We start from the raw sequence: 23,727 nt of genomic DNA, 5'->3' as shown, positions 1-23,727 counted from the left end.
AGCCCGCGGGTAGCGGGCTTTTGGGAAATCTATTTATTCCATACCAAGCTTCTTCTTATTTTTCTCGTATTGAACTTGTTGGTACGAGAAGAACTTGTCGATACCCAATTCATTTTGTTTGTTGATATACTCAGTCCAAATTTTATCGAACTCCGCATCGGAAGAAGCCATTAGCAGCTTCGGAAAGCTTTTGCCGCGTAACTCTTTAACTTTAGCGCCTATGATACCTTCAGGAGAGTTGCCTAAAGGGTCTATTTGGTCGAACTCCGAGTTACTGTACGCTTTTCCTTTCGTCCAATCTTCGAGTTGTTTGTATGGTTCTACCGCTTTAGGAGCCCATTGATTGGTGATATTTGTATTCTGTAGCATCCAGAAGGTAAAAGAGGAGCCGTATTGCTTATCGAATGCCGAGCGGTCTTTATTCATCAAATCAAATACTTCTGGCTTGAATTGGTCCTTGCCATCAATAGTATCATAGCTGACACCTTTTTCGCCCAGGAATAGGTCTTTATTCCCCTCTTCGCTGTTCAGGTAACTAAGGAACTTGATAGCACGCGCTTTATCTTTCACCGCTTTGGAGATCAGGGTTACTGTCCAACCAGAAATACCAGGGCCGTTCAGGCGCGGTGCGTCTAAGTTCGTATTGGCTGGTCCATCTACAGCAATATAAACTTTATTCGGATCTTTCTGATGCAATGTGCCGAGCTGTGCTGCAAAGTCAGTCCGTTGATACAGCATAGCGAAATACCGGCCTTGTGTAATCTTTTCTTCCATTTGTGGACGTTTGTCAATAAAAATATCTTTGGCAAGCAGTCCATCCTGATTAGCCTGCCGGAGCGTCTTCATCCAGCGAATATATTCTGGATCTGTCTCACGGTTATACAGCTTGCCGTCTTTCTCACGTGGGATCGCTAGGTAGTTCTGAATATAACCTTCCAACGAATCGTTACCGGTTGCAGTAAATTCATGCAGCCCCAGTGGAATGATCGGTTGACCATCGATCTCTGGGAATTTCTCCTTCGCTGCCTTCAGTGCGTTTAGGAATCCTTCTGGAGTACGCATATCCGGACTACCGATAGCTTCATAAATATCCTTACGAACAACGAAGGTTTGGTTCGATACATATTCATCTCCATATGTCTTGTAGTCAGCTGGAGAAGATGAGGAGTTAGGATAGCCATAAACATTACCATCATCTTGAGTATACCATCCCAGCTTGTCAGCATCGGATACTTTGAAGAAGTATGGATCATATTCTTCAGCTAACTTGTTTAGCGGAAGCACGAGGTCTCCCTCGATCATTTTCTTGACATTGTCTTCCCAAAAGCCCAACGTGATGAAATCAGGCAACTTGCCGGAAGCGATCATGGTGTTCAATTTCTCATTCTCATTACCCGCAGGAACGATGAAGTTAATATCAACACCCGTTTTTTTAGTAATATATTGGGAAGTCGGGTCAACACCCCATTTATTAGGGAACCATGCGAAATTTAGATACCAGTCAAATGTGATCGGCGAGATATCAGCTTTCCAGCCTGGCTCATCTGCCGATGGTGCAGCAGCCGTTGGTTCCGTCGTTGCGGTATTTGCTGTCTTTCCATCGTTCCCCTTTCCTTCGCTTGCCTTGTTATTACCACCCGCACATCCTACTATCGACAGTGTCATAATGACTGCCAATAGCATCAACAGCGTTTTCTTCGGTTTACGGCTTATACCCATACTTCATTACCCCTTTTCTAAGAATATTAAATTTATAAAGTCATAACTCCAGATCCGCTTTATACGGCTGGATGAGTTACCTTGGTCTTCAGAACAACATGTGTTCTAACTCAACCCTTGATTGAACCAATCATCATTCCTTTGACAAAATAACGCTGCAGGAACGGATATACAAATACGATTGGGAGCGTGGTGACCACCATCGTGGCCAGCTTAATCGACTGTGACGTTACCGTTTTGTTAATAGCGCTGCCCTGTACGGCAACCATCATCTGACTCGAACTGGACTGTGCCACAACACGGAACAGATAGGTCTGGATCGGCTGGAGACTCTCATTATTGAAGTAAATCATTCCTGTAAAATAATCATTCCATTGATACACACCATGGAACAGTGCAATGGTTGCTAATACAGGTAAGGATACAGGCAACACAACACGAAGAAAGATGGACCAGTCATGGGCACCGTCAATCCGAGCCGCCTCTTCAAGCCCTTCAGGAATCTCTCTGAAGAAGGTCATGAAGATAATCAGATCGAAAAAGCTGAACAATACTGGGATAATATAGACCATGAAATTCTCCAACAGATGAAGATCACGGATTAGCATGTAAAGTGGAATAAGTCCTCCCCCGAAGAAGAGCGTCACTGTACCTAACAGAATGTAAATTTTGCCGCCGATGAGGCCTTTTCGGGAAAACGCATAAGCAACCATCGCTGTAAAAAATACATGCGTTACCACACCAATGAGCGTTTTGGCAACGGTAATCAACATCGCCCGCATAATACCGGGACTAGCAAAAACAGCTTCGAAGTTTTCCAAAGTGAACATCCGCGGCCACCAGTAAATATTGCCCAGCATGGCGTCTGTGCCATCATTAAATGCGTTTATCAATATGTACCAGATAGGGTACAGGGTCGCGAAACAGACACATAACATCAAAAGATTGTTGGCTAGATCGAAGAGGGCTTCACCCTTCGTTTTGCGGTTTAAAGCAAACATGTGTAGGTCCTCCTTGGTCTAAAACAACGATGTGTCGTTGAGTTTTTTGGTTGCGAAGTTGGCTATCAGCAGCAAGATCAGAGCGATAACTGATTTGAACAGCCCAATTGCGGCGGAATAAGAGAAGCGGCCCGTAGAAAGACCTGTATAGTACACATAGTAATCAATTACGTTGCTGGCACTGTCATTCAGCGAGTTGCGCAGAACCAAGATCTGGTCAAAGTTGGAGTTCAGTACTCCGCTGACGGCAAGAATAAACAGGATACTTATCGTCGCTTTAATTGCCGGCAAGGTAACATACCACATCTTCTGGAACCTTCCGGCTCCATCAATGGTTGCGGCCTCATACATATCAGGAGATACACCCGCAATCGCTGCCAGATAGATAATGGCTGACCACCCAAGCTCCTTCCAGATATCCGAGGTGATGATGATCGTCCAGAAATACTTGGGCTCGGCCAAATATGAAATCGGTTGATCAACCAAATGAAGCGCCATTAAAATATGGTTGATAATCCCTACATCTGATAGCCATGTCGCTAGAATCCCGCCAAGCACTACCCAAGAGAGAAAATGTGGCAGATACGAAATGGTCTGAATCGTTTTTTTGAATCTAACCGAGCGGATCTCGTTCAGAAATAGTGCAAAAATGATCGGCAACGGAAATCCGATGAACAGCTTAATCAAGCTTATACCTAGTGTGTTTTTCATAACATTTACGAAGTTATCATCATTAAGGAATTCTTTGAAATGTTTAAGTCCAACCCACGGAGCCTCCGCAATCGACTTAACGATGTTGAACTCCTTGAAGGCAATGATAATGCTGTACATTGGAATGTAATTGAAAATAATCATCCAAACTACACCGAGTAGCGCCATGACTTGTAAATGTCGCTGGGCAGCAAACCTTCTCCAAAGAGAAGTGCGGGGTGAGGAATTTACATTCCTAGGTAGCATTGGTGATAAACTTGTCCCCACTTCGGGGCTTCTTTTGTTCTCCATCGTATGGACCCTCCAAGCTCTTTCTGTCTCTTATTAAAGCGCATACATTATCTATACTTTTATTGTATGGGCTTTCAAGCATGACCGTAAGGCATCATATTTCATATGATAGGTGCCGTTTTTCGGATTTCTCCTCTAGACTCGAAACCGGTTTCGAGTTTGTGGGAAAATTGGATCTAATCCCCGTCTAGTATACACTGAATTGATAGGTTTCTCTCTTCGTAATCTACTCAAATCTGGCCCTTTTTTGGTGGCATAACCCCCCCCACCGATCAACAGTGAAAAAGAGTTCATTTATCATGAACTCTTTTTCACTGTCGATCATATGGGGATAATAAAAAAATTATAAATACTCCACTTATATTTTCCTGCTCCTAAACGCGTTTAAAAGGAAGAGATCGCCATTTTCCGATAACCCCCTGATTCCAACGAAGCGCATCGATTGGTAAAATATGGGATATCCCTCGTAATTCGATCAAGATCTTTTTTCGAATACTGACTTTTTAAATCTTAATTTTTGTTAAGAAAATGATAAGTTTCTCTTCACTTATATAATCTTCTTTATTAATAATTGTCCTTTTAAATATAGGTATACCTGATTTGAAAGGAAGAGTTGTTATCATGACTACGATCAAAAAAGAAAGAGTTCCGGAGCTTAATATTATCAGAGCAATTTGCATTCTTGGGGTAATTACCGTCCATGCTACCTCGTATGCAACTGTGCAGTTAACTGATTCCAGTTATTTTGTTCTTTATAATTTTTTTAATATTTTCATGAAATTCGGGACGCCAACTTTTATCGCGATGAGCGCATTTGTGCTCTTCTACAACTACAGTGACCGTCCGGTAAATAGAGAGTTACTTACAGGATTTTACAAAAAAAGATTGATGTACATTCTGCTCCCCTACTTCTTAATCTCGTTGTTTTACTTTTCGATAACTCAGGTGATAGCTGGTGCTACGCTAAATGTTGAGTTGATCACTAGCTTCATAAATAAGCTGCTCACAGGAAAATCATATACGCATCTCTATTTTGTCTTCATCAATGTGCAATTTTATTTGCTGTTTCCTTTACTGCTCCTGTTGTTCAAACGATATCCTGGCACAAGAAAATGGGCAATTGTATCAGGAATCGCCATCCAATGGCTATTTATACTGGGCAATAAATATCATTTCCACGTTACAAGTAGAGGTAGCTGGTGCTTCACTTATTTTTCTTATTACATGTTAGGCGCATGGTTAGGCATGAACTACTCAAAGATCAAGGCTAAAATCATGGACATCACTTTAAAAAATAGCGCGGGGCATAAAGAAAGTGGAATACTAATGCGTGGATTATGGGCAATATGGCTCTGCTCAGGCATTTCTCATTCTATAGTTTGGTACCAAAGTCGACTCTACGGTAGTTCTGTTAACTCCTTGACATATGATCTACTGTACAGTATTTTCGCTTTCACAAGTCTTCCCGTCCTAATGCATGCTGCAGGTATGTTACTCCGTACACAGAAGTTTTCGTTTCTATGCCAGCAACTAAATCGGCTTGGCTCTCTCTCGTTTGGTGTATATCTGATTCATCCGTTTTTTCTACTGCTATACCGGCAGTTATCCCCGGCGATAAGCACAGCTAGTTTGCTTCACCTATGGTACATTGGTGGATTTATTGTGTCATTATATTGCTCGTGGATTGTAGTTGGATTAGCTGCACGTTACTTACCTTATGCGTGGATGATTTTCGGAAATTTACCGAAACTAAAAAAGGAATCCAATGAGCACCGCAGTAATCGTAAGAACATTTCGATATCGTAACCTGATCGCAATATACGAAGGGGCTGGTCATACCAAAATGAAGGTCTGACCAGCCCCGACTTGTGGAATGCTCCAAACCTCAAACGTACGCTAATTGAATTTCTTCATCGGCATAGGCTCAAACAACAGCGCAAAGGGAAGATTGCTACCCGCGGTGGGGCTAATCCAAATGTCGACACTTTCTTCAAGGTCACCGGTCCGATAAAGAACACTTGCGGTACTAGATATATCTTCTTTGCCGGAATGGCCGAAGACTACTACCTTATCGTTCACCAGTGCAGACCCAACAAAAAGTCCACCACGCGGATTAAACAAAATAAGCGTATTTGGAGCGACGCGATTTAATTTCAGCTTATACAACAAGCCATAGTTACCTGAATTCATGGCGTTGCTTCCCTTAATCCCATCCGAGCCCAACTGAAAAGGGTCTTCCCTGTTGTCGGTTAATGAAAGTTTAACCGAACGGGTACCCAGCAGCTCGTTATATTCGAACACGCGCGTGGAATCGGCAAAGGTTCCTCGGACAATGGATTCATTCGGGTCCAAGTAAGGAAGCTTCTGTAGGTCGGTAATCGGATCACGATTGGCTGAAACAAGCAAGGAAGTATAGCGAATCGGTGCATTACTACTTAGGTCACCTGTAAAGGTAATAATTTCTTGGGGCTTCATAGCATGTTTACTGATATCGCTCCATATGACTCTCTTCTCTCCAGGCTGCAATACCAATTTCCGGTTACTCTCACCGGTCAATTTCCCTTCGAAATATCGGCTAAGCGAAACTCTTCCTGCCCATTCGGCATAAGACGTTGGACCAGCCATTCCTTCATTCTTAAACGTTATAATAGCTGGAGTAGTACCCTGATTCTCGGCAAGAATGTAGAGCCTGGCTAGCAGTCCGGTCTTGTTCTTGTGGTGAAGCAGAAATCTGGCGGCTCCCTCAATTGTATCCTGATAAAGAATCCCTTCTGAATTGATCGATTCGGGCCCACTACTACGGAATAGGGTGACAGGTTCCGTCCGGTAGCTATAGGGGATCGCCTCCATTGTTTTGACAGAAAATCCGTCTACAGCCATTTTATTGCCTATCGGCGTAAAGAGCTTGTAGTATTCCTCACTGGTATACAATGTTTCTTCAGTAATCGTAATTTCCTTGCTGAGTACCCCCACAGCCCCATGCTGGTCCGTAACCTCAAGACTCACCATAACTTTGCCGGGCGTGAAAAAAACCTCCTCCTTATTCGACCATATCTTGTTCGTTATAGCATTCTCATCGTCATAGCTTTGGTCCGTGTATATAATCGGTTCACCCATCCGATACATATCCTTATCCGTAAAAAAGCTGGCAATCGGAGGATCGTTAGGTTTAACTGCTTCCAGATTCAGTGTAAAAGGATTACTCCAGACTCCTTCCGAATCCTGTACAGAGTAACTGACGGAATATACACCCGGCTGATCGAATAGCTCTTCCTTCCCCTCCCACCGTTCATCGACAATATCCAGCCCTAGCGGAGAATGAGATTTCGTCTCATAGGTTACGACTGTCTCACCTGCAATAATTTCACCCATTTGCACATTAAATGAAGCAATCGGCTTGGTGGAGTGCTCCAGCGTAATGCTCTTGTTCCCCACGGTATAAGGAATTTTCAATCCCTGAGTGAGCGAGATCAAAGGCACCAGCAGGACATTGTGGTCTGTATAAGAGGCCGTCTTCATCTGGTAAGTCGTTCCGTTCAGACTATAGCTTTTGCTGTTGTTTATGTATCTCAACTCCGAACCATCAAGCTGAATGATGGTCTCCTTGGTCTTGGAATTACTCGTCACTATCGCCCCTAGACGCTCCGCAATAAATCGGAGTCCTACATAGGTTGTCCCGTTCTTGACGATCGCAGGACGCGGCGATTGATACATCTTACCATCCTGTTCCACCTTGTTACTGTTCATATAAAAAATAATCCGACTCCCATTCGACTTTTCCAACGAATCTTTACTTTCTTGCATTGCTGATGCTACAGCAGCCTCAGCAGCAGGAATAACCCCAGCCAATTGACTAATGATTAACATCGCAGCCAATCCTGTCGTTATTTTCCCCATATCTTTCAAATCCTCCACATCTCCTCATGTAACTCAGATAGGTTATAACTATTAATGATTAATCACGATACCCTTAATCTAAATTCTCCTTTCCGCCGTCTGTAGCGAGTGATCGGCAGTTGCTTGTCTTCCCCTATACTCAAGTTGCTCCTGCTCAAGCAGGGCTATCTTTTGCGTTAATACAATGAACCGTGCGGTCATCGAAGATAAAGCAATAGTTAAATGAAGCAGAATGAACAGAACACTGACCAGTCCCAGTAGATAGAGTAGGGAAGGTGCATAAGAGACACCGATTACCTTTGCTGTGCGGTCAATAAGAGATGGGAACAAGGACAGCATCATCATAATACCTGTGAGTATAATCCAGAGAATAGCATATTGCTCCCGTAATTTTCCGGTGCGAATCAAGTATAGTATGGTGCTCAGAAACAGCAAACTAACTAGAAAGCTGAAGATGAAAATATCAACTTTCATAGCCAACATCCCATTTCTTTTTCTTCTTGGTTCTTGTAATCAGAACAGCCAGAATGACCTTGATCATGTAATAGACAGACCCTAGGGGACGGATGCTTGAGCAACCCGTTACCCGCTCACGCATGATCACGGGAACTTCCCCGAAGGTGCAACCGTTATTGTCAAGCTGAACTAGTGCCTCTACTTCCGGATAATCGACCGGATACTCCTGTGCGAACAGCGCTATAGCTCGCTGTCCGCAGATACGATAGCCGGAGGTAGGATCAGTCACTTTTCGGTGAAGCAACCAGGTCAGCAGTCCTGCCAGCAAATCAATGCCGATTCTGCGGAGAAAGTCGATTGAAAACCCTCCTTTTTCATGAAGCGGGAGCCAACAATCATATCTGTACTTCCGCTTCGCAATTCTTCCAGCATCCGGTCGAAGTCACACGGATTATGCTGCCCGTCTCCATCCAACTGGGCGGCATACCGATATCCATGTTTATGTGCATATTGATAGCCGGTCTGAACCGCACCTCCAATGCCCAAATTACAGCTCAGGTTGACGACAAGCACTCCTTCCTTGGCTGCTTCATCCCCAGTTGAATCGTTCGATCCATCATTGATGACCAGAATATCCGCGTAGGGAATCTGCACACGAACATTGTCAATAACATGGCGGATACCTTCTACTTCGTTGTAGGCTGGAATGATAATAAGTACTTCTTGTCTCATATTAGAACTCCTTTCCAACAAATGATTGACCTTTGGTTGCTCGTCGTCGGGCCATATAATCTACGGCAGTGGCGGCGAGCAGGCTACCGAGGATTATAAACAGCGGCATAGCCGTAAAGTTGTAACGGTATTCGGGCACAAAGGCTAGTCTGGTGATGCTGATGACAACAAGCAGGACAACAAGCAGAACGGAAGGACGTCGCCATCTGCGTAGCAAGGCGATGGCTACGAGCAATCCCGCACCAATAATTCCCCTATGATACATCGTTCCGTACGGGATAACAGCATAGTACGGCGAATGCCCTGACCCGAAGAACATTCGCGAATAGATATATCGGGTCTTGCCAACCGTATACCATTTGACAAAGGTCCAAGTATGTTCTGTAAACCCAACTTCCAAGCGTTCTTTAGCCACTTCCATCTGGGTCTTGCCTCTCCGGTCGACCATACCGTCTTCATAATTTTTATCCGGATAGGTGCCGGCTACGAACGGATTAACCTGTGTAGAAGCCAACACGAATTCGTGCAAGGTGACGATGTTCCGTATAATCCAGGGAGAGAGCACTATGAAAGCCCCAAGCATGGACAACAACAGCAACTTCAGCACCCGAACCGCTTTACCTCGCCATAGCCAGAAGAACGCATAGGAGGCCAAGATTAAGATAAGAAATTCCGGACGAGTAAGCACCAGAATTCCAAATACCGCTCCCGCTAACAGAGCAGACAACGCCGTCTTTTTCTCAAAAACTATGAGCTGCAGATACACGTACAGCATAAATAACATGGCGGCCAGCGGCTCGGTTAGTATAGCTCCGTTTGCCCATATGAAGGGCGGATACACAGCCATGACCCCTGTTGCAAAGATTCCTGCCCAATGCCCGCCCAGCTTCCGTCCTGTCAAGTAAACCAACCATAGGGTAACCATGCTGAACAACACTTGAAGGTATCTAATGAAGGGAAACGGATCATGGTTTTTATAATCGGCCAGTATATATACCCCTGCCATTAGCAGCGGATACCCTGGTGTTACCTGTGCATTCGGCTCTTCACTTTTGTAGGCGTACACGCCCTTTTCCAGTAGTTGTCTGACCATAATGTCATAATTAACGCTGTCATGGGGCATGTGATGCGTTACCGATTTCACAAAATCAATACGGATATAAAAAGCAACTACAGAGATGAAAATACATAATACAATTTTCGGGTTAGTCAAGCGTCTTAACCATTGGCTATGATCAGTAAACATGGATGCTCTCCGAACTCCTCTCTATATTCCAGCCTGTGTTTAACGACTTATTAAGCATATAAAAGAGTTCTTACTGGTGAATAAAGGAAACCTTAACAACCGTCTACCAAAAGCCTTATTATTCTCTTAAAATAAAAATGAACAAGTAAAAAAAAGATTCCTATCGCCCACAATAACTGTGAGAATAAGAATCTGAAAAAGGTGTGCAATATCTGTACCCTTAGAAATCACTTAATCGTATAGGGAGACAGGCTTCAAACATGGTCTGTGTGCGGTCGCTTTTAGCCGAAATACTTCCTTTATGCACTTCCATGATGCTCTTGACAATCGCAAGTCCTAGCCCAGTTCCGCCCGACGATCTGGAGCGGTCCCCCCGATAGAAACGTTCAAATATAAACTGAAGATCGTTTTGAGGTATGGGTTCGCCATAATTGATTATCCTTATGGTCGCCTCTCCATTAGAACAACTAATATCAATATCAACGTATTCTCCATCGTGGCCGTAACGGATTGCATTAGAGATCAGGTTCTCAAATCCGCGGGCAAGCAGATCCCCGTCTCCTTTAATGATTAGCGACTCCACCTTTGTGGAAATACGACAGATCATTCCAACCTTCTCCAGACTGGGGACAAACTCCTCAGCCAACTGTTGAAGAAATGCTACCAAATTCAGTTCCTCCATACGTAGAGGCATGCCGTTATTGATGCGAGTATACTCGAACAAGTCGTCTACCAACTTTTTGCGAGTTATGGATTTCTCATAGGCAATACTGATATAATGCCGCAGTTCTACCTCGTCTTGGTATCGATCATTCTCAATGACCTCCAGGAAACCGAGGATGGAAGTAAGCGGCGTTCGAAGATCATGGGAAACACCAGTGATTAGATCGTTTTTGGTCTTCTCAGCATTGCGCTCCTCCTGGATCGAACGGTCGAGCTGCTTCGCCATACGGTTAATGCTATCCGCTACCACGCTCCATTCACTTAACGGATTATCCTCCAGTTGAATACGGTGCTCAAATTGACCGCTAGCGACCTTCCCTACTCCAGATGAGATTTCGTCTAAATAAGTGCGCAACTGCGAGGTCATCTCGTTCACACTTCGGGTGACCAGTCCTATCTCATCGCGCGATGATGACGAAATTTCCTGATCCAAGTTACCTGTTATAATCTGTTGTAGACTGTTATTAACTCTCTCTAACCGCTGAATTGTTCTTCGCGTTAAGAGGTAATAAAGGAAGAGGAACATAATGGGACCAACTACATATAATGCGACCGAAGAGCCGTAATTGTTAACGATATAACGCAGGATATTTTTAAACAGAGGAAGCCTGATAAGGAGAAAACCAAGCTGATATAAGGCATATAGCAGAGCTGTCGTTATCCCTAAGCTGGCCAAAACAGATATCAGGAATTTCCACCGCACTGTATTGATCCATTTTAATTCCATGATGATGTTTCCCCCCTGAATATTTAAAGCCGATCTATCTTATAACCAATTCCCCAGACGGTTTTGATGTATCTGGGATTCTGATTGTCCTTCTCAATCTTCTCGCGAATTTTGCGAATATGGACCATCACCGTATTTTTCGACTCCATAAATGGTTCGTTCCAAACCTCTTGATAAATCCTTTCCATACTTAGCACAATTCCCCTGTTAATAGCTAGCAGCTTGAGAATGGCAAACTCTCGAGGTGTCAGTTGTACCTCTTGTCCTTCCACGGTAACGGTATGCGTGGAAATGTTGATCACAAGCTCCTCTATTACAATTTCATTCTCATCCTGCCTCTGCGGACCGCTTAATTGCTGGTAACGTCTAAGCTGCGATTTAACGCGGGCTACCAACTCGAGCGGATTAAACGGCTTCGTAACATAGTCGTCTGCCCCAATGCTAAGTCCCGCAATTTTGTCCATATCCTGGCCTTTTGCCGAAAGCATGATTATGGGCATATTTTTACTCTCACGGATCTTCATACAAGCTTCGATCCCATCCATGCGGGGCATCATAACATCCAAAATAATTAAATCGACCTGATGTCGGCCCAGCAGTTCAAGCGCCTCCAGACCATCAGCCGCTTTCAGCAGCTTATATCCTTCATTTTTAAGATATATATCCATCAATTGAATAATCTCTTTCTCGTCATCAACGAGCAGTATAGTACCTCTTGCAGACATGAATATCCTCCTGGCTTAGTTAAATACATACTACATAGGATTCCCTTAAAAAAACTATACCATTTCCATTCAGACTTATGTCTTAAGAATCACTTAATTTCCTCATGAACATTTTATTTCGAAGGAGGAGTATTTTTCTATGATCTCCCATGTTGACGAACGGAATTCATAGCACTACTCTCAGCAATCGTAATCTTCTACCTATACAAAAAAAGGCCAACCCATGATGGTTGGCCTTTTCATACATAAGTACTCCCCTATTTTACGCTAACAGAGATGGTAACGGTTTTGGTTCCGAATTTAGCCTTGATACTAGCTGTCCCTTTGCTAACTGCCACAATTTTACCGTTAGTCACGGTAGCCACAACTGGCTTCGAACTGGTCCACACCACTTGATCTGTAACGGATATAGTTTTGCCCGTATCATAAGTCGCTGTCAGATTCACCGTCCCGTTCCCTCCTGGAGTGAGTTTCAATTTCTTCTCACTAGGGGTTACTTTAACTAATAACGGAACTACGTTGACTTGTACCGTCACCGTTTGGCCTTGATATGAGCCAGTCAGTGTAGTAGACCCCTCGGCAAGAGCAATTACCTTGGATCCCGTAACTTTTGCAATACTACTATTCGAAGACTCCCATTTTATATTACTGCTCAGATTAACCTTTTTCCCATTTGAATAGGTACCGGAAACTTGTAGAGTTTTCCCCTTTTTAATATTTAATTGAAGGGATTTAGAACTGGATTCTATTTTTACAAGTTCCTCGTTTATAGCAATTGGAATCGTAATAGACTTATTTAAATATACCCCACTTAACGTAGCTCGTCCTGGCGCCAATCCTTTAATTTTACCGTTACTCATTTCGGCATTTGGACTACTTAGCGTCCATTTAATCAGCGTTGTCACGTCCTGTTCAGTTCCATTCTCAAAGAACGCTTTTACCGTGGGAAGTGCGCCCTCTGCTCCCTTATTAAGACGATACGAGGTATTTGATGATTTCAGACTCTTTACTTTCGCATCAACCGTGATCAAAGCTTCAATTAGGAAATCTCCATATTTGGCAGTGATTACCGCTTCACCAAATGTCTTCGCTGTCACCTTTCCATTCTTTATGGTAGCTACCTTCGCATTACTTGTGCTCCATACCGATTCACTAGTAAGCTCAACAAATTTGTTACTCTGATTCTCGTACTTAGCGATCACACGAAGCTGCTTACTCTCGGATACGTTAAGCTTGATCGATGTGGAATTCTCCCAGGCTATACCTGTTATCTTCTCGGTATTTTCTTCTGCCAACACGCTGGCTGGAAAAGCTGTAATCAGTAAAAGTACCATTGCTAGTAACAAGTGAATTGTTTTTTTATTTCGTATCATATATAGCTCTCCCCTCTCTATATATTTATTTCGGAAAACAGCCGCCAAAATATAATAAGGTTTTGAAATGGAGCAGGATTCGGACATAAATATCTCACAATAAAAGGCCTAAAGTATCCGCTCATCTAGAACGGCCTTTAGGCCTCTTTAATTACATTTGTTAATTATATAAGCATTAAAAAAGTGATAGAGCGTAGAGAGCGAAATGATTCTGAAGAAGTGCAGCGTTCGCCTTTGTCCCCCAATTTTAACCTTTATACAATTCAATCTAAAAATTGGTGGACAACAGCGATCGTAAGAACATTTCGCTCTCGTAGCTTACAAACACATTTTTAGTTCAGCTTATATATTCTATAAATAATTACAGCCATTTCTGCCCGAGTTGCCGTTCCCTTTGGATGGATGAAACTACCATCACCAAGCACAATTCCCTCTTTGATGAGGGTAGCTATGGCCTCCGCTGCATAATCAGCCACTTTGGAACCATCTTTAAATTTGTTAAGCTCAGAGGCGGTTCCCGTTTCACTTAATTTCCCTAACTTCTTTAAGGCATTAGTTATCAGTACCATCATATCCTGCCTAGAGATTTCGGCTTCCGGATTAAACTTCTTACCGTCTATTCCGTTCGTAATCCCTAATTGTTTAGCTATGCCAATAGCCTCGTAATATTCACTGTTCTGATCAACATCCTCAAAGTTACCATCCGAGCTCGCCTTTAGACCAAGGGCTTTTACCAATCCTAGTATAAATTCACCCCTGGTCACCTTATGACCTGGATCAAAGGTAGTTTTGGATGTTCCCTGAATAATTCCTAGAGCTGTCAATTGTTCAATTGCTTCCTTTGCCCAAGAATATTGGCTACCAATATCGCTAAAGTTTGATGGAGTTATTTGCGGCGTTGTTGGTTGCACCACTTCAGGCACTGGAGTTGGAGTTGGTGTAGGTGTTGGAGTTGGAACTGTACTACCACCATTTCCACTTCCGCTACCTCCGTCACTACCGCCATTTGAAGCTGCTAGTGTGGATACAATTCGCACATTACTTATTTTCGAAGTATTACCAGCCGCGTCATATGCAACTACATAATACTTATAAGAAGTGCTTGAACTGAGTCCACTGTCTCTGAAATTTGTTGATGTTGTTACTTTTATTTCCTTATCATTTCTGAACACCTTGTATCCCGCTACCCCAACATTATCTTTGGAAGGTGTCCACTTCAAATCAATTGTTGAGCTGGAAATAGCCTCTGCTTTATCGATCGTTGGTTCCATAGGTGCTTCGGTATCAACAATAGTTGGTGTCCACCAGTTTCCTGATACCACAATCATACTGAGCAAGCGAAGGTTGTTTCCAAAATATAAATCGTCTTCGGTTGAACCTGCAGCATTATAATCCCACAATTTATTCAACCATTCCTGATTTGATGAATCGATCATAGCACTAACCATCATAGGTGCAGAGAATGTAATATCCGTATAATCGTTTAACGCTTCCGATCCGTCCAACTTGTATCCCGCAAGGATTTCTGCCGGATCGTTGTTTGTTTTGGTACGGATCCACTCGTTCAAAGCCCCTAGTTGAGCTTTGGCCCGGTCATCTCCAGTTAAGAGATAGTCTGTGCCGATGCGCCAAGGAATACGGGAAGAGTTATAGTTATAGTCTCCATCCTGTTCTGACTCCAGAAAAATTCCGTCTGGCTCCCAATTATGCTCACTTACTGGTTTATACTTTCCATCTGTTTTATCCTTGAATACGAAATCTGGAAGAAGTCCCGCCTGTGGGCTGTAATCTTTATACAGGTTTTGAATCACGTTATACGTTTTATCGATAACACGATCCCAATTACTGTCACCCGACACATTTCGGAAATCTTTCAGATGCTGCAGCATAAAATCGGACGGACGTGTTGCGTTGCCATACTTCGGATCATCATCCGTAACCCAATCCGCCATTTTTAATGTCCATTCGGTATGATTGACATCACTTTCCATGATGGCATTTATAACTTTTTTAGCCTCAGCCAAATAGTTAATGTCACCACTACTACCCCATTGACTATTTGCTAACAGAAGGGAATAAGCAATATCCATATCGCCATCCGTAGCCGAGTCAACACCATTAATATCTTTAATTTCTGTGCCTGTATCTGCTTGTTGCCAAGCCATAAGATCAGGATTGATTTCGCTTGGATGTGCTCTGAAATAACGATACATCCCATCAAAATATTTCTTGGCATCAGGATCATGGCCCGCCATCATAGAAGTGATGAGCATGCCGTATCCATGAGCTTCAGAGACCGTAATTTCATTCTCTTCGAACCAATCTCCATCGGCGTACCATACATAGTATTGATCATTGTTATATGGATTTTGCTTCAGGTATTTACTTTTCCACTCGTTATACAATCTAGCCACCGTGGCATCCATTTCAGCCTGTGTTAAGTGATTTGGCTTAATCGTGCCTGCTGCATAAGCAGTGTGCTGCGGAAATGCCTTATGAATACCTTCTCCAGTAGGTGAGGACTTCGTCGTCACACTTACCGAGTTACTAGCCAGAGATTCGATTTCTGCCGCATTGTAAGCCTTAATTACATAGGTATATGCCGTATTCGAATCTAATCCGATATCATTGTAAGATAGTGTCGTCGTTGTTCCAATCTTGCTACCGTTGCGGTACACATTGTAGCCTTGCGGGCCCTTAGTGCCTGCGGAAGCTGTCCACGTCAGATTGATTTGGAACGGTGAAACGGCATTACCCTTTAAATTAGTCGGGGCCGAAGGCGGCTCAGACTCAGCAGGTCCTCCTGTTGCACTCACTTCGACTGGATTAGAATTCATTCTTGTGCCAACAGCTTTGATGATAAAATCATAATTTTTAGCTGGATTGATATTGTCTACTGTGTACGTATATTCACTTTGTCCTTCCACTACGGGTACATACAGACTCCAGTGTGTATTTACCTTATCGTTCTTCTCGTAAATTCGGAATCCTCTTACCGGTTCTTTACTTGCGGAAGGAGTTTTCCATGATAGAACTACTTGGTTATCGCTAACCGCAGCCTTCACGGCCTCCACCGCATCTGGCTTAGTATCTGTTCTCTGGATACCATAATTATCATAAGCCATTAAGCCATTACCAACAGTACCGTCTTTCCCTTCATCTTCTACGGCCGCTGTATAGGCGATAAATGAAAGTACCTTGTCGGTGATGGATACATCCGTGAACATTTTCTTCTCTGGTTGCTCATCAATCTCAGCGAAGTAGTCATCATATGGAATAGGGTCCCCATTCTCATCTAGAATTTCGTGTGGTTCCCATTCCTCATCTAGATAATATTGATTATTCTTATAATAGAATTTATTACCGAATGCATTAGACATAAGATACACAGTACCTTTAGGATTGATCGCATTTCCGTCATCATCAAATTTTAGTTGATCCTTTGGAATGACCTCATCATTGTACATTTGGAAGGATCTCATATACATATGATCATGCGCCTCAAACACCATATCGATACCCATCTCGTCAAAAGCAGGAATTAGATTCTTTTTGTAAAACTCGATGCGTCCGCCTTCCCACTGCGCGGAGTTATCACCTGCAGCATAAGGACTCTTATGGAATGTAACGAATTTCCACTTCTTATCGCTCTTAGCGACAGTGTTCTTCATCCAGGCCACTTGATCCCAAAATTGCTGATCAGAGAACTCCACATCTTCTCCATTCTCTGTAAGCTCTCCTGCGTACTGCGAATTAAAGACGAGATAGAGCGCGTCGCCATATTCGAAAGAATAAACAGAGCCTTTATGCGTATCGGCTACAAGCTGTTCAGGTAGGTTAAAATGATTGTAGAAGTTATCATTCGGCGTGGTTTCATCACCGTCATAATCCATAACCTCATGACCACCAAGCACAGGTACGTATGGTACCTGAAGCAATTCATCTTGGGCAACACCAAGCATCCATTGCCACTGCTCCTCTAAATCGCCGTTATCCACTAAATCTCCGGCACTGATCAAGAATTTTGGAGCACCCATATGATTAATTGCTTTACGGAATGTATCTCCCCAAGGCTCGAAATCAGCTTTACTGGATGCTTGCGAATCTGAACCTGCGATAAAATGGTAGGGTTGGTTCTCTGCCGCATCGGTCGTAAATGAACCGATAGAACTCCAATCTTCCGCTTTACCATTACCAACGCGGAACTTATAAGCAGTCCCAGGGTTAAGCTGATCGGCGATAACTTTATGACTTATAAATTCCGTATGATGATCAGTTTCTCTGTCACCCTTTTTCACATAAGTCTCAATCGCCTCTGCATTGCCATGATAATTTAAGCTTCCGTCTTCAGGAAATGAAGTCCCTGTAACCTTAGAAGCTTCTACAACCTGTACTACGGTATCCGTCATTACATCTGTATACCAGGCTAAAGCAATACTTGTTTTTGGATCTCCATTAAACGTCATGTTGATGGATTTGGGAGCAAGGGGGGAATCCTGAACTCTAAAACTCCAGGAAATATCCCGAGCTTGCGGTACACCATCTTCACCTTTGATGAGTTCCTTGGGAACTGATACCGTGTAGGATGTACCAAAAGTCAATGGAGCATGGTTAATCTGTAACGTATCAATGTTCGAAACTTGAAGACTAATCCCGCTTACTGACTGATTATTCTCATCTACAAACTGGACAGAATGGCTTTCGTCCAGTGCAATCGCCTTGTTGAATTTGAGCTCAACAGGCACATCGGCAGGCACATTTTCAGATCTATTTATTGGCTGTTCCAACAGATCAACTGTAGGAATAACTGGAGGTATCCCCTCAATAGGATCGCCAGTAACTATAATATTTCTGATTCTGCTTGAACCGCCTGAGCCTATTCCTTCTTCTTCACCCTTCGTATTCTCATTAGAGCTTACGATCCAACGAATATATAACAATTCTTGATTATCATCGCTCTTAAGAAGGGGAGTTTCCACCAATTTAGCGGTATCCTCGAAACTATTCGCTGCCATTTTCAAATCTGTGTTTGGTACATTGGTCCATGTATTTCCATCATGACTACTCTCTACATGGAAATCACGAGGACCTGACCCGGAAGAGCTTTGTTCGGATGATAAGGTAATATTCTCGAAACCAGATGTTGATATGGTGGCAAGCCAGTACTTCTTCCCGTCCCCATCATCCCAGCCCTGATAGCCAATGTATTTATCATCGTCATTGAACTCCTCGAACACACCACCCACATTACGAAGGGTAGATGCCGTCTTATAGGTGCCATTTGTTGCTAAATATACGACTTCACTCTTGGGTGCATCATCAAAGGCCCATTCCGCGATCGTCGCCGCACTAGACAATGCTTCTGAACCGGGGGGGTCTTGTGCAGCTGCAGCTCCAACAACATAGAACGGCAACATCGTAAGTACAAGTAAACAAGAAACGATTCGGCGTAGTCTTTTTTTCAAATTGCTTTTCATCTGCACTCTCATTCCCCTTTTCGCCAAAGATAGTTTAAGCGCTTTAACTTTAGTGTAAAATTAATCCCTTGATCTTTCCGATGCTCCCCTCCTTCTTAATCTTTCTATTAATAAATATAGCGTAAAACTGTCAGCGTATTCTCTACATATTTTGTGATCATTTTTATTTTTCTACTTTTGTCACTATCGAATTCCCCTAATTAAGTACCCTGATCATCAATCGAGTTTTCCTTTGCGGAACTTCAAAGGGGACGTACCTATTAGAGCTTTAAATATTCTCCCAAAATGAGTTAAATTATCAAACCCAACCCGTTCAGCCACCCCCGAAATAGATAAGTCTGAGTTCTTCAGAAGTGAACAAGCTTCTTTTACCCGAATGTTATTGACATATTCAACAAAAGTAAACCCCGTTGTTTCTTTGAAGGTTCTACTTAAATGAGATGGACTTATAGAGAATTTTCGGGACATGTATTCTAAAGATAATTGTTCAGAAAAGTTTTCATTTATGTATGGTAAAATTTTAGAGATCTTCTTATGGGGCCGGTTCGATTCCACCAGTTGGTTACTTTGATCTAGCGGTATTTTACGTTGTAGATAAATTAGTAGTTCCATCAATAGAACCTTCTGATAGTAACTGCTTCCTGGCTGTTTCTCGTTCTCCTCATGAATCATTTTACTAAAGATATTCTCGACAAAGATTTGCTCGAAAGCACTTAATTTGATCACATTTGATTTGGAATTAAAGCAAGAGAGGGGATTAAAGTCTTCAGTCTCTGTGAAAAAAGCACTAAGAAAGTCACTTTTAAATAACAAAGTAACTCTCTCGTAAGTATTTCCGTTTATATTAACTAGTCTGTGAATATCATTGATGTTAATTAGTAATAGAACCCCGCTGACGACATGATAGGTTCTACCTTCTATAAAATAGTACAGCTCCCCGGATACTAAATAGAGAATTTCATAAGCATCGTGATAATGATTTGAAGGCATACTTGAGATGCTTTTTCTCTCGCGGCTAATGTCAAAAGGGTCAGACTTATAGAAATTAAGCTTCATGGCGTCAACTCGTTTCAAATGAAAGTGAATTGCCTTAATAGATTTCATAATTCGAAGCTTTGCATACTACTCATCGTCACCATGCTTTCGCTTGATACTCCTTCTCTTTGCAGGAATCAGTATCTGAACGGAAGTGCCGATTCCAATACGGCTAAAAATTGTGACGCCATACTCGGATCCATATTGTAGCTTGATGCGTTGATCAACATTTCGGACGCCGTAACCTGTATTCACATGATCCTTGGGATCGAAAATCTGATCAATACGTTCCTGTTTCATGCCGATACCATCGTCAATAATACGGAACAGAATACGATCTGCTTCCATGCGGCCAACAATCCGTAGATGAATGCGATCACCACACCATGCATGCTTCAGCACGTTCTCGATAAATGGTTGTAAAATCAGCTTGATAGTCTCATAGGGCCAGATATCTGGATCGATATCATACATAACCTCCATGCGGTCGCCATATTTAATTTTCTGAATTTCCAAATATGCATTTGCCTGCTCAATCTCGGATGGAACCGGAATCATCGTTCGACCTTCATTAAGTGTTAGGCGATAAAATTTAGCTAATTCCAGCACCATCTGCTGTAGCTTCTCGTTCTGCCCAAACTTGGCTAAGCGATTAATAGATGACAATGTATTGTATAGGAAATGAGGGTTGATTTGCGATTGAAGCGTTTCAAGCTCTGCTTCCTTCTTCTGTAGCTGTGTCAAATATACCTCTTTAATTAACGATTCGATATTCTCTCCCATATCGTTGAGAGCGGTAGCAATCTGAGAGAATTCGTCCTTGCCTCGATAAGACATGCGCTTATGTAGATCACCTTCACGATAGGCATTAAGCACGTATACGAACTTATTAATCCGAATCGAAAAATATCGGGATATAAAAATGCCGACGAAGCTAAATACAACAAAGCATATCAGACACATCAAAATAATAAATAAACGTACCTTAGCTGCATCCTGTTCAAGCATTGTTATCGGAACAAGCGCTACTAATTGCCATGATTGATTACCGATTGATTCGCTAATCGTCAGGTAATCTTTATTAAGTTCGGCTTCACTAGCATAACTCCTCGGTAATTCTCCCGATTGATACATTGTTCGGCCAAACTCATTCTTGATATAGAGAATACTTCCTTTTCCAATCTTCGTATAGTTGACACTGTCGAACAGATCCGGAATTCCTACATTAATCCGCAGGAACCCAATCTCCAATGGTTCAAGAGGATTGTATGTATCAATAAACCTCCGGAGCAATGAGATGCGATTATTCTCTACATCGCGCTCAATCTGCCACCATTTCATAGTTTCAGCATATTTTTCTGTTGGAAACTCTGTATACCAAGATTTATCCGTGATCCGTTTCATATGGTAAATATGATAGAAACTACTATTATCTAAATAGCCCTCAAGCCCAGGTGTATTCGAATAGATCTCAGGAATTGATTCATTCTTTAAAAATAGCGACATCCCAATCCTCATGCCTGTAGATTGAATAGCTACGTCCAGCTTCGGAAGTACCTTCTTAGACATCCGATCGTAATTCTCCCAGCCCTCTTCATAACTCCGAAGATTCCGATAGAAATCAAAATCACTATATAATTGAGTGGATATGCGAGTAACTTCATCCATTTTATAATCAATATTGTCACGAATCTGTAATAACGTTCCTTTAACATTCGTACTTGTATGTTCGCGTAATGAATCATTGTACATGGAGTGAGAGACTAAACCGATCACGGACACAGGGATGATAATAAAAAACATATACGTCAGCATTAATTTATACCCAATCGGCACATACTTATGTCTTCTTCTTGGTAGTTTCATGGAATATCATCCCCCATCACTTGTCCCGCTTACGATACTCCATAGGTGTCATACCATATGCCTCTTTAAACTGTCTGCTGAAGTAAGGAAGATAACGATAGCCTACCTTGCTCGCGATTTCATAGATTTTGCTCGTCGGATCTTTCAAGAGCTTGGCTGCCTGTTCCATTCGAAGTTGATTAAGTACTTCGCTGAACGTTTTCCCAGTTTCCTCTTTGAATAGATATCCCAAATAGTTAGGAGAGAAGGAGAATTGCTGTGCAATATCCTTAAGCGTAAAGTTCTCGCTCATCTTGTCCTTCATCATTTGAATAATTTCTCTAATCAGTTTATTGTTCACTGACTCTGATTTGCTGCGTAGGTACTCGGATATCTCAAACGTTTTGAGCACAAGCCAAGAGCGAATATCACTAATCGTATCGAATTGAAGCAATATATCTAAACTATGTAACTCCATGCCTAATATTTCAAATAAGTCCTCACTAACATCCTTCAACTGCTGGTCCAGCTTCCATATAATATACATTGCTAGATTATGTATAGTAAATTTGGATCTTAAACTACTTACAGAACGAAACAACTTATCAATCTCATCATAAATAAGGACTAACTCATATTCTTTCATCGCTTTAAACAGCGTATCCATGCGAGTATCTAACATCCGAGCATCGATCATTCCAGGTTCGCTGCTAACGGTCTCGTACATAATAAGATTGCCTTTGCCAATGAACATCTTTCCGTCAACCGCTTCCATAGCTTGTCGATATGATGTGTGAACTTGTTCCGTAGCAAATGTCGGCTTCCCTATACCTACGGTCATTGTGACAGGAAACTTTGCGCGAATCGAAACGTAAATATCTTCAATGAAATTGTCCATTCCCTGTTCGTTAATCAACAAAGCGATCCGATATGACGATACCTTGTAGCAATGTGGCATGCCGTGCTTCTGACCGATTTTATTCACTTCATAAAGAAAGTCCTTGGACATTTGATGTTTAGAGAGATTATCCTGATCTTGAAACCAATTGAAATAGTCTAGCTCTAAGACTGCTACTCGAACAGGCCATTCCAGCTTATCCAGACCATATGACTTTACAAGCGTCAACATTCCAGTCTGGTCGTCCCCCTCCCATTCCCCTTCAAACAAGCGTATCAATAGATCATTTTTGGCCATAGGAATCATATGTTGATACGCTTCTTCGACGTCACGTCGTTTACTTTCATCGTCCAAATCCTGCCTTACTTTCTGAAGTGCAGCAATAAGTTCATTATCATCCATTGGCTTAAGAACATAGCTATAGGCCTTCAAGGACAATGCTTGCTTTACATAGCTGAAGTCTTGGTAACCGCTTACAAATATCACACGAATATCCGGTTTCTTCTCTAAGGCAATCCGGGCTAGCTCCAGCCCCGACATGTTCGGCATATTCACATCGCTAACTATAATATCTATATCATGTTGTTCCAAAATATCACACGCGGTAAACGCGTTATTCGCTGCCTCTACGACTTCCATACCCAGCTCGTTCCAAGGAATAAATTGTCTCATGCCTTCTAGATCAAGCATCTCATCGTCTACTAATAATACGTTATACATCAACGTAGTCCCCCTTTGAAATGCGGTGAAATTATCCCTATTAATTCTACTATCGAGTCTATTCCAGTATACCATTCATTGTCTTACCTAACAGCCATAAAACTAAGATTAACAGTAATGTAAACGTAAAAACGAAGGTTTGCCTAGTAGC

Annotated in this window: 16 protein-coding genes; 1 reads left to right on the top strand and 15 read right to left on the bottom strand. The window is 42.4% G+C overall.

Annotated elements, in window-relative coordinates:
• Positions 1-33: 33 nt before the first annotated feature.
• From EJP82_RS13310 to EJP82_RS13300, 3 genes are all read right to left on the bottom strand, one after another.
• Entirely contained in the window at positions 34-1,719 is a 1,686-nt protein-coding gene (locus EJP82_RS13310; protein ID WP_127192559.1) for a type 2 periplasmic-binding domain-containing protein, read from the bottom strand.
• A gap of 110 nt (positions 1,720-1,829) precedes the next feature.
• A complete protein-coding gene (locus tag EJP82_RS13305) occupies positions 1,830-2,720 on the bottom strand; it encodes a carbohydrate ABC transporter permease (protein WP_127192558.1) in 891 nt (296 codons plus the stop codon).
• A gap of 18 nt (positions 2,721-2,738) precedes the next feature.
• Positions 2,739-3,677 carry an ABC transporter permease gene (locus EJP82_RS13300; RefSeq protein ID WP_246054131.1) on the bottom strand — a complete coding sequence of 313 codons (939 nt, stop codon included), beginning with the start codon at positions 3,675-3,677 and terminating at the stop codon, positions 2,739-2,741.
• A gap of 666 nt (positions 3,678-4,343) precedes the next feature.
• Here EJP82_RS13300 and EJP82_RS13295 point away from each other — a divergent pair.
• Positions 4,344-5,528: an acyltransferase gene (locus EJP82_RS13295; RefSeq protein WP_127192556.1), complete on the top strand. Its 1,185-nt coding sequence runs from the start codon at positions 4,344-4,346 to the stop codon at positions 5,526-5,528.
• A 90-nt stretch (positions 5,529-5,618) separates the two neighbouring features.
• Here EJP82_RS13295 and EJP82_RS13290 read toward each other — a convergent pair whose 3' ends face one another.
• The 12 genes from EJP82_RS13290 to EJP82_RS13240 all read right to left on the bottom strand — a co-directional run bounded on the left by EJP82_RS13290 (position 5,619) and on the right by EJP82_RS13240 (position 23,576).
• Entirely contained in the window at positions 5,619-7,619 is a 2,001-nt protein-coding gene (locus EJP82_RS13290) for a stalk domain-containing protein (RefSeq protein ID WP_127192555.1), read from the bottom strand.
• 78 nt (positions 7,620-7,697) lie between these two features.
• The gene (locus EJP82_RS13285; RefSeq protein WP_127192554.1) at positions 7,698-8,093 is read right to left on the bottom strand and encodes a DUF2304 domain-containing protein; all 396 of its coding nucleotides are present in this window, start codon (positions 8,091-8,093) and stop codon (positions 7,698-7,700) included.
• A complete protein-coding gene (locus EJP82_RS28425) occupies positions 8,083-8,379 on the bottom strand; it encodes a glycosyltransferase family protein (RefSeq protein WP_246054116.1) in 297 nt (98 codons plus the stop codon). Before EJP82_RS28425 ends, EJP82_RS13285 begins: the two co-directional genes overlap by 11 nt.
• A 5-nt stretch (positions 8,380-8,384) precedes the next feature.
• Positions 8,385-8,825 (bottom strand): glycosyltransferase family 2 protein, encoded by a 441-nt coding sequence (locus EJP82_RS28420; RefSeq protein ID WP_246054114.1) that lies wholly within the window; start codon positions 8,823-8,825, stop codon positions 8,385-8,387.
• Positions 8,809-10,053: an ArnT family glycosyltransferase gene (locus EJP82_RS13275; RefSeq protein ID WP_127192553.1), complete on the bottom strand. Its 1,245-nt coding sequence runs from the start codon at positions 10,051-10,053 to the stop codon at positions 8,809-8,811. Before EJP82_RS13275 ends, EJP82_RS28420 begins: the two co-directional genes overlap by 17 nt.
• Before the next feature lie 220 nt (positions 10,054-10,273).
• A complete protein-coding gene (locus tag EJP82_RS13270; RefSeq protein WP_127192552.1) occupies positions 10,274-11,503 on the bottom strand; it encodes a sensor histidine kinase in 1,230 nt (409 codons plus the stop codon).
• Between the two features lie 23 nt (positions 11,504-11,526).
• Complete coding sequence (locus EJP82_RS13265) at positions 11,527-12,228, bottom strand: response regulator transcription factor (protein WP_127192551.1); 702 nt, start codon at positions 12,226-12,228, stop codon at positions 11,527-11,529.
• A gap of 257 nt (positions 12,229-12,485) precedes the next feature.
• The gene (locus tag EJP82_RS13260; RefSeq protein ID WP_170220183.1) at positions 12,486-13,601 is read right to left on the bottom strand and encodes an Ig-like domain-containing protein; all 1,116 of its coding nucleotides are present in this window, start codon (positions 13,599-13,601) and stop codon (positions 12,486-12,488) included.
• Between the two features lie 332 nt (positions 13,602-13,933).
• On the bottom strand, positions 13,934-19,078 hold the full coding sequence (locus EJP82_RS13255) for a glycosyl hydrolase family 8 (protein WP_246054112.1): 5,145 nt from the start codon (positions 19,076-19,078) through the stop codon (positions 13,934-13,936).
• Between the two features lie 216 nt (positions 19,079-19,294).
• Positions 19,295-20,134: an AraC family transcriptional regulator gene (locus EJP82_RS13250; RefSeq protein ID WP_127192548.1), complete on the bottom strand. Its 840-nt coding sequence runs from the start codon at positions 20,132-20,134 to the stop codon at positions 19,295-19,297.
• A gap of 66 nt (positions 20,135-20,200) precedes the next feature.
• Positions 20,201-21,979, bottom strand: a complete 1,779-nt coding sequence (locus tag EJP82_RS13245; protein WP_127192547.1) for a sensor histidine kinase — start codon at positions 21,977-21,979, stop codon at positions 20,201-20,203.
• Positions 21,980-21,995: 16 nt separating this feature from the next.
• Positions 21,996-23,576 carry a response regulator gene (locus tag EJP82_RS13240; protein WP_127192546.1) on the bottom strand — a complete coding sequence of 527 codons (1,581 nt, stop codon included), beginning with the start codon at positions 23,574-23,576 and terminating at the stop codon, positions 21,996-21,998.
• Between the last annotated feature and the right edge of the window lie 151 nt (positions 23,577-23,727).

It is taken from the genome of Paenibacillus anaericanus (assembly GCF_003994475.1).
Lineage (GTDB): Bacteria > Bacillota > Bacilli > Paenibacillales > Paenibacillaceae > Fontibacillus > Fontibacillus anaericanus.
Note: the sequence above shows the minus strand (reverse complement) of the source record. Positions and strands in the feature narration are given on the sequence as shown.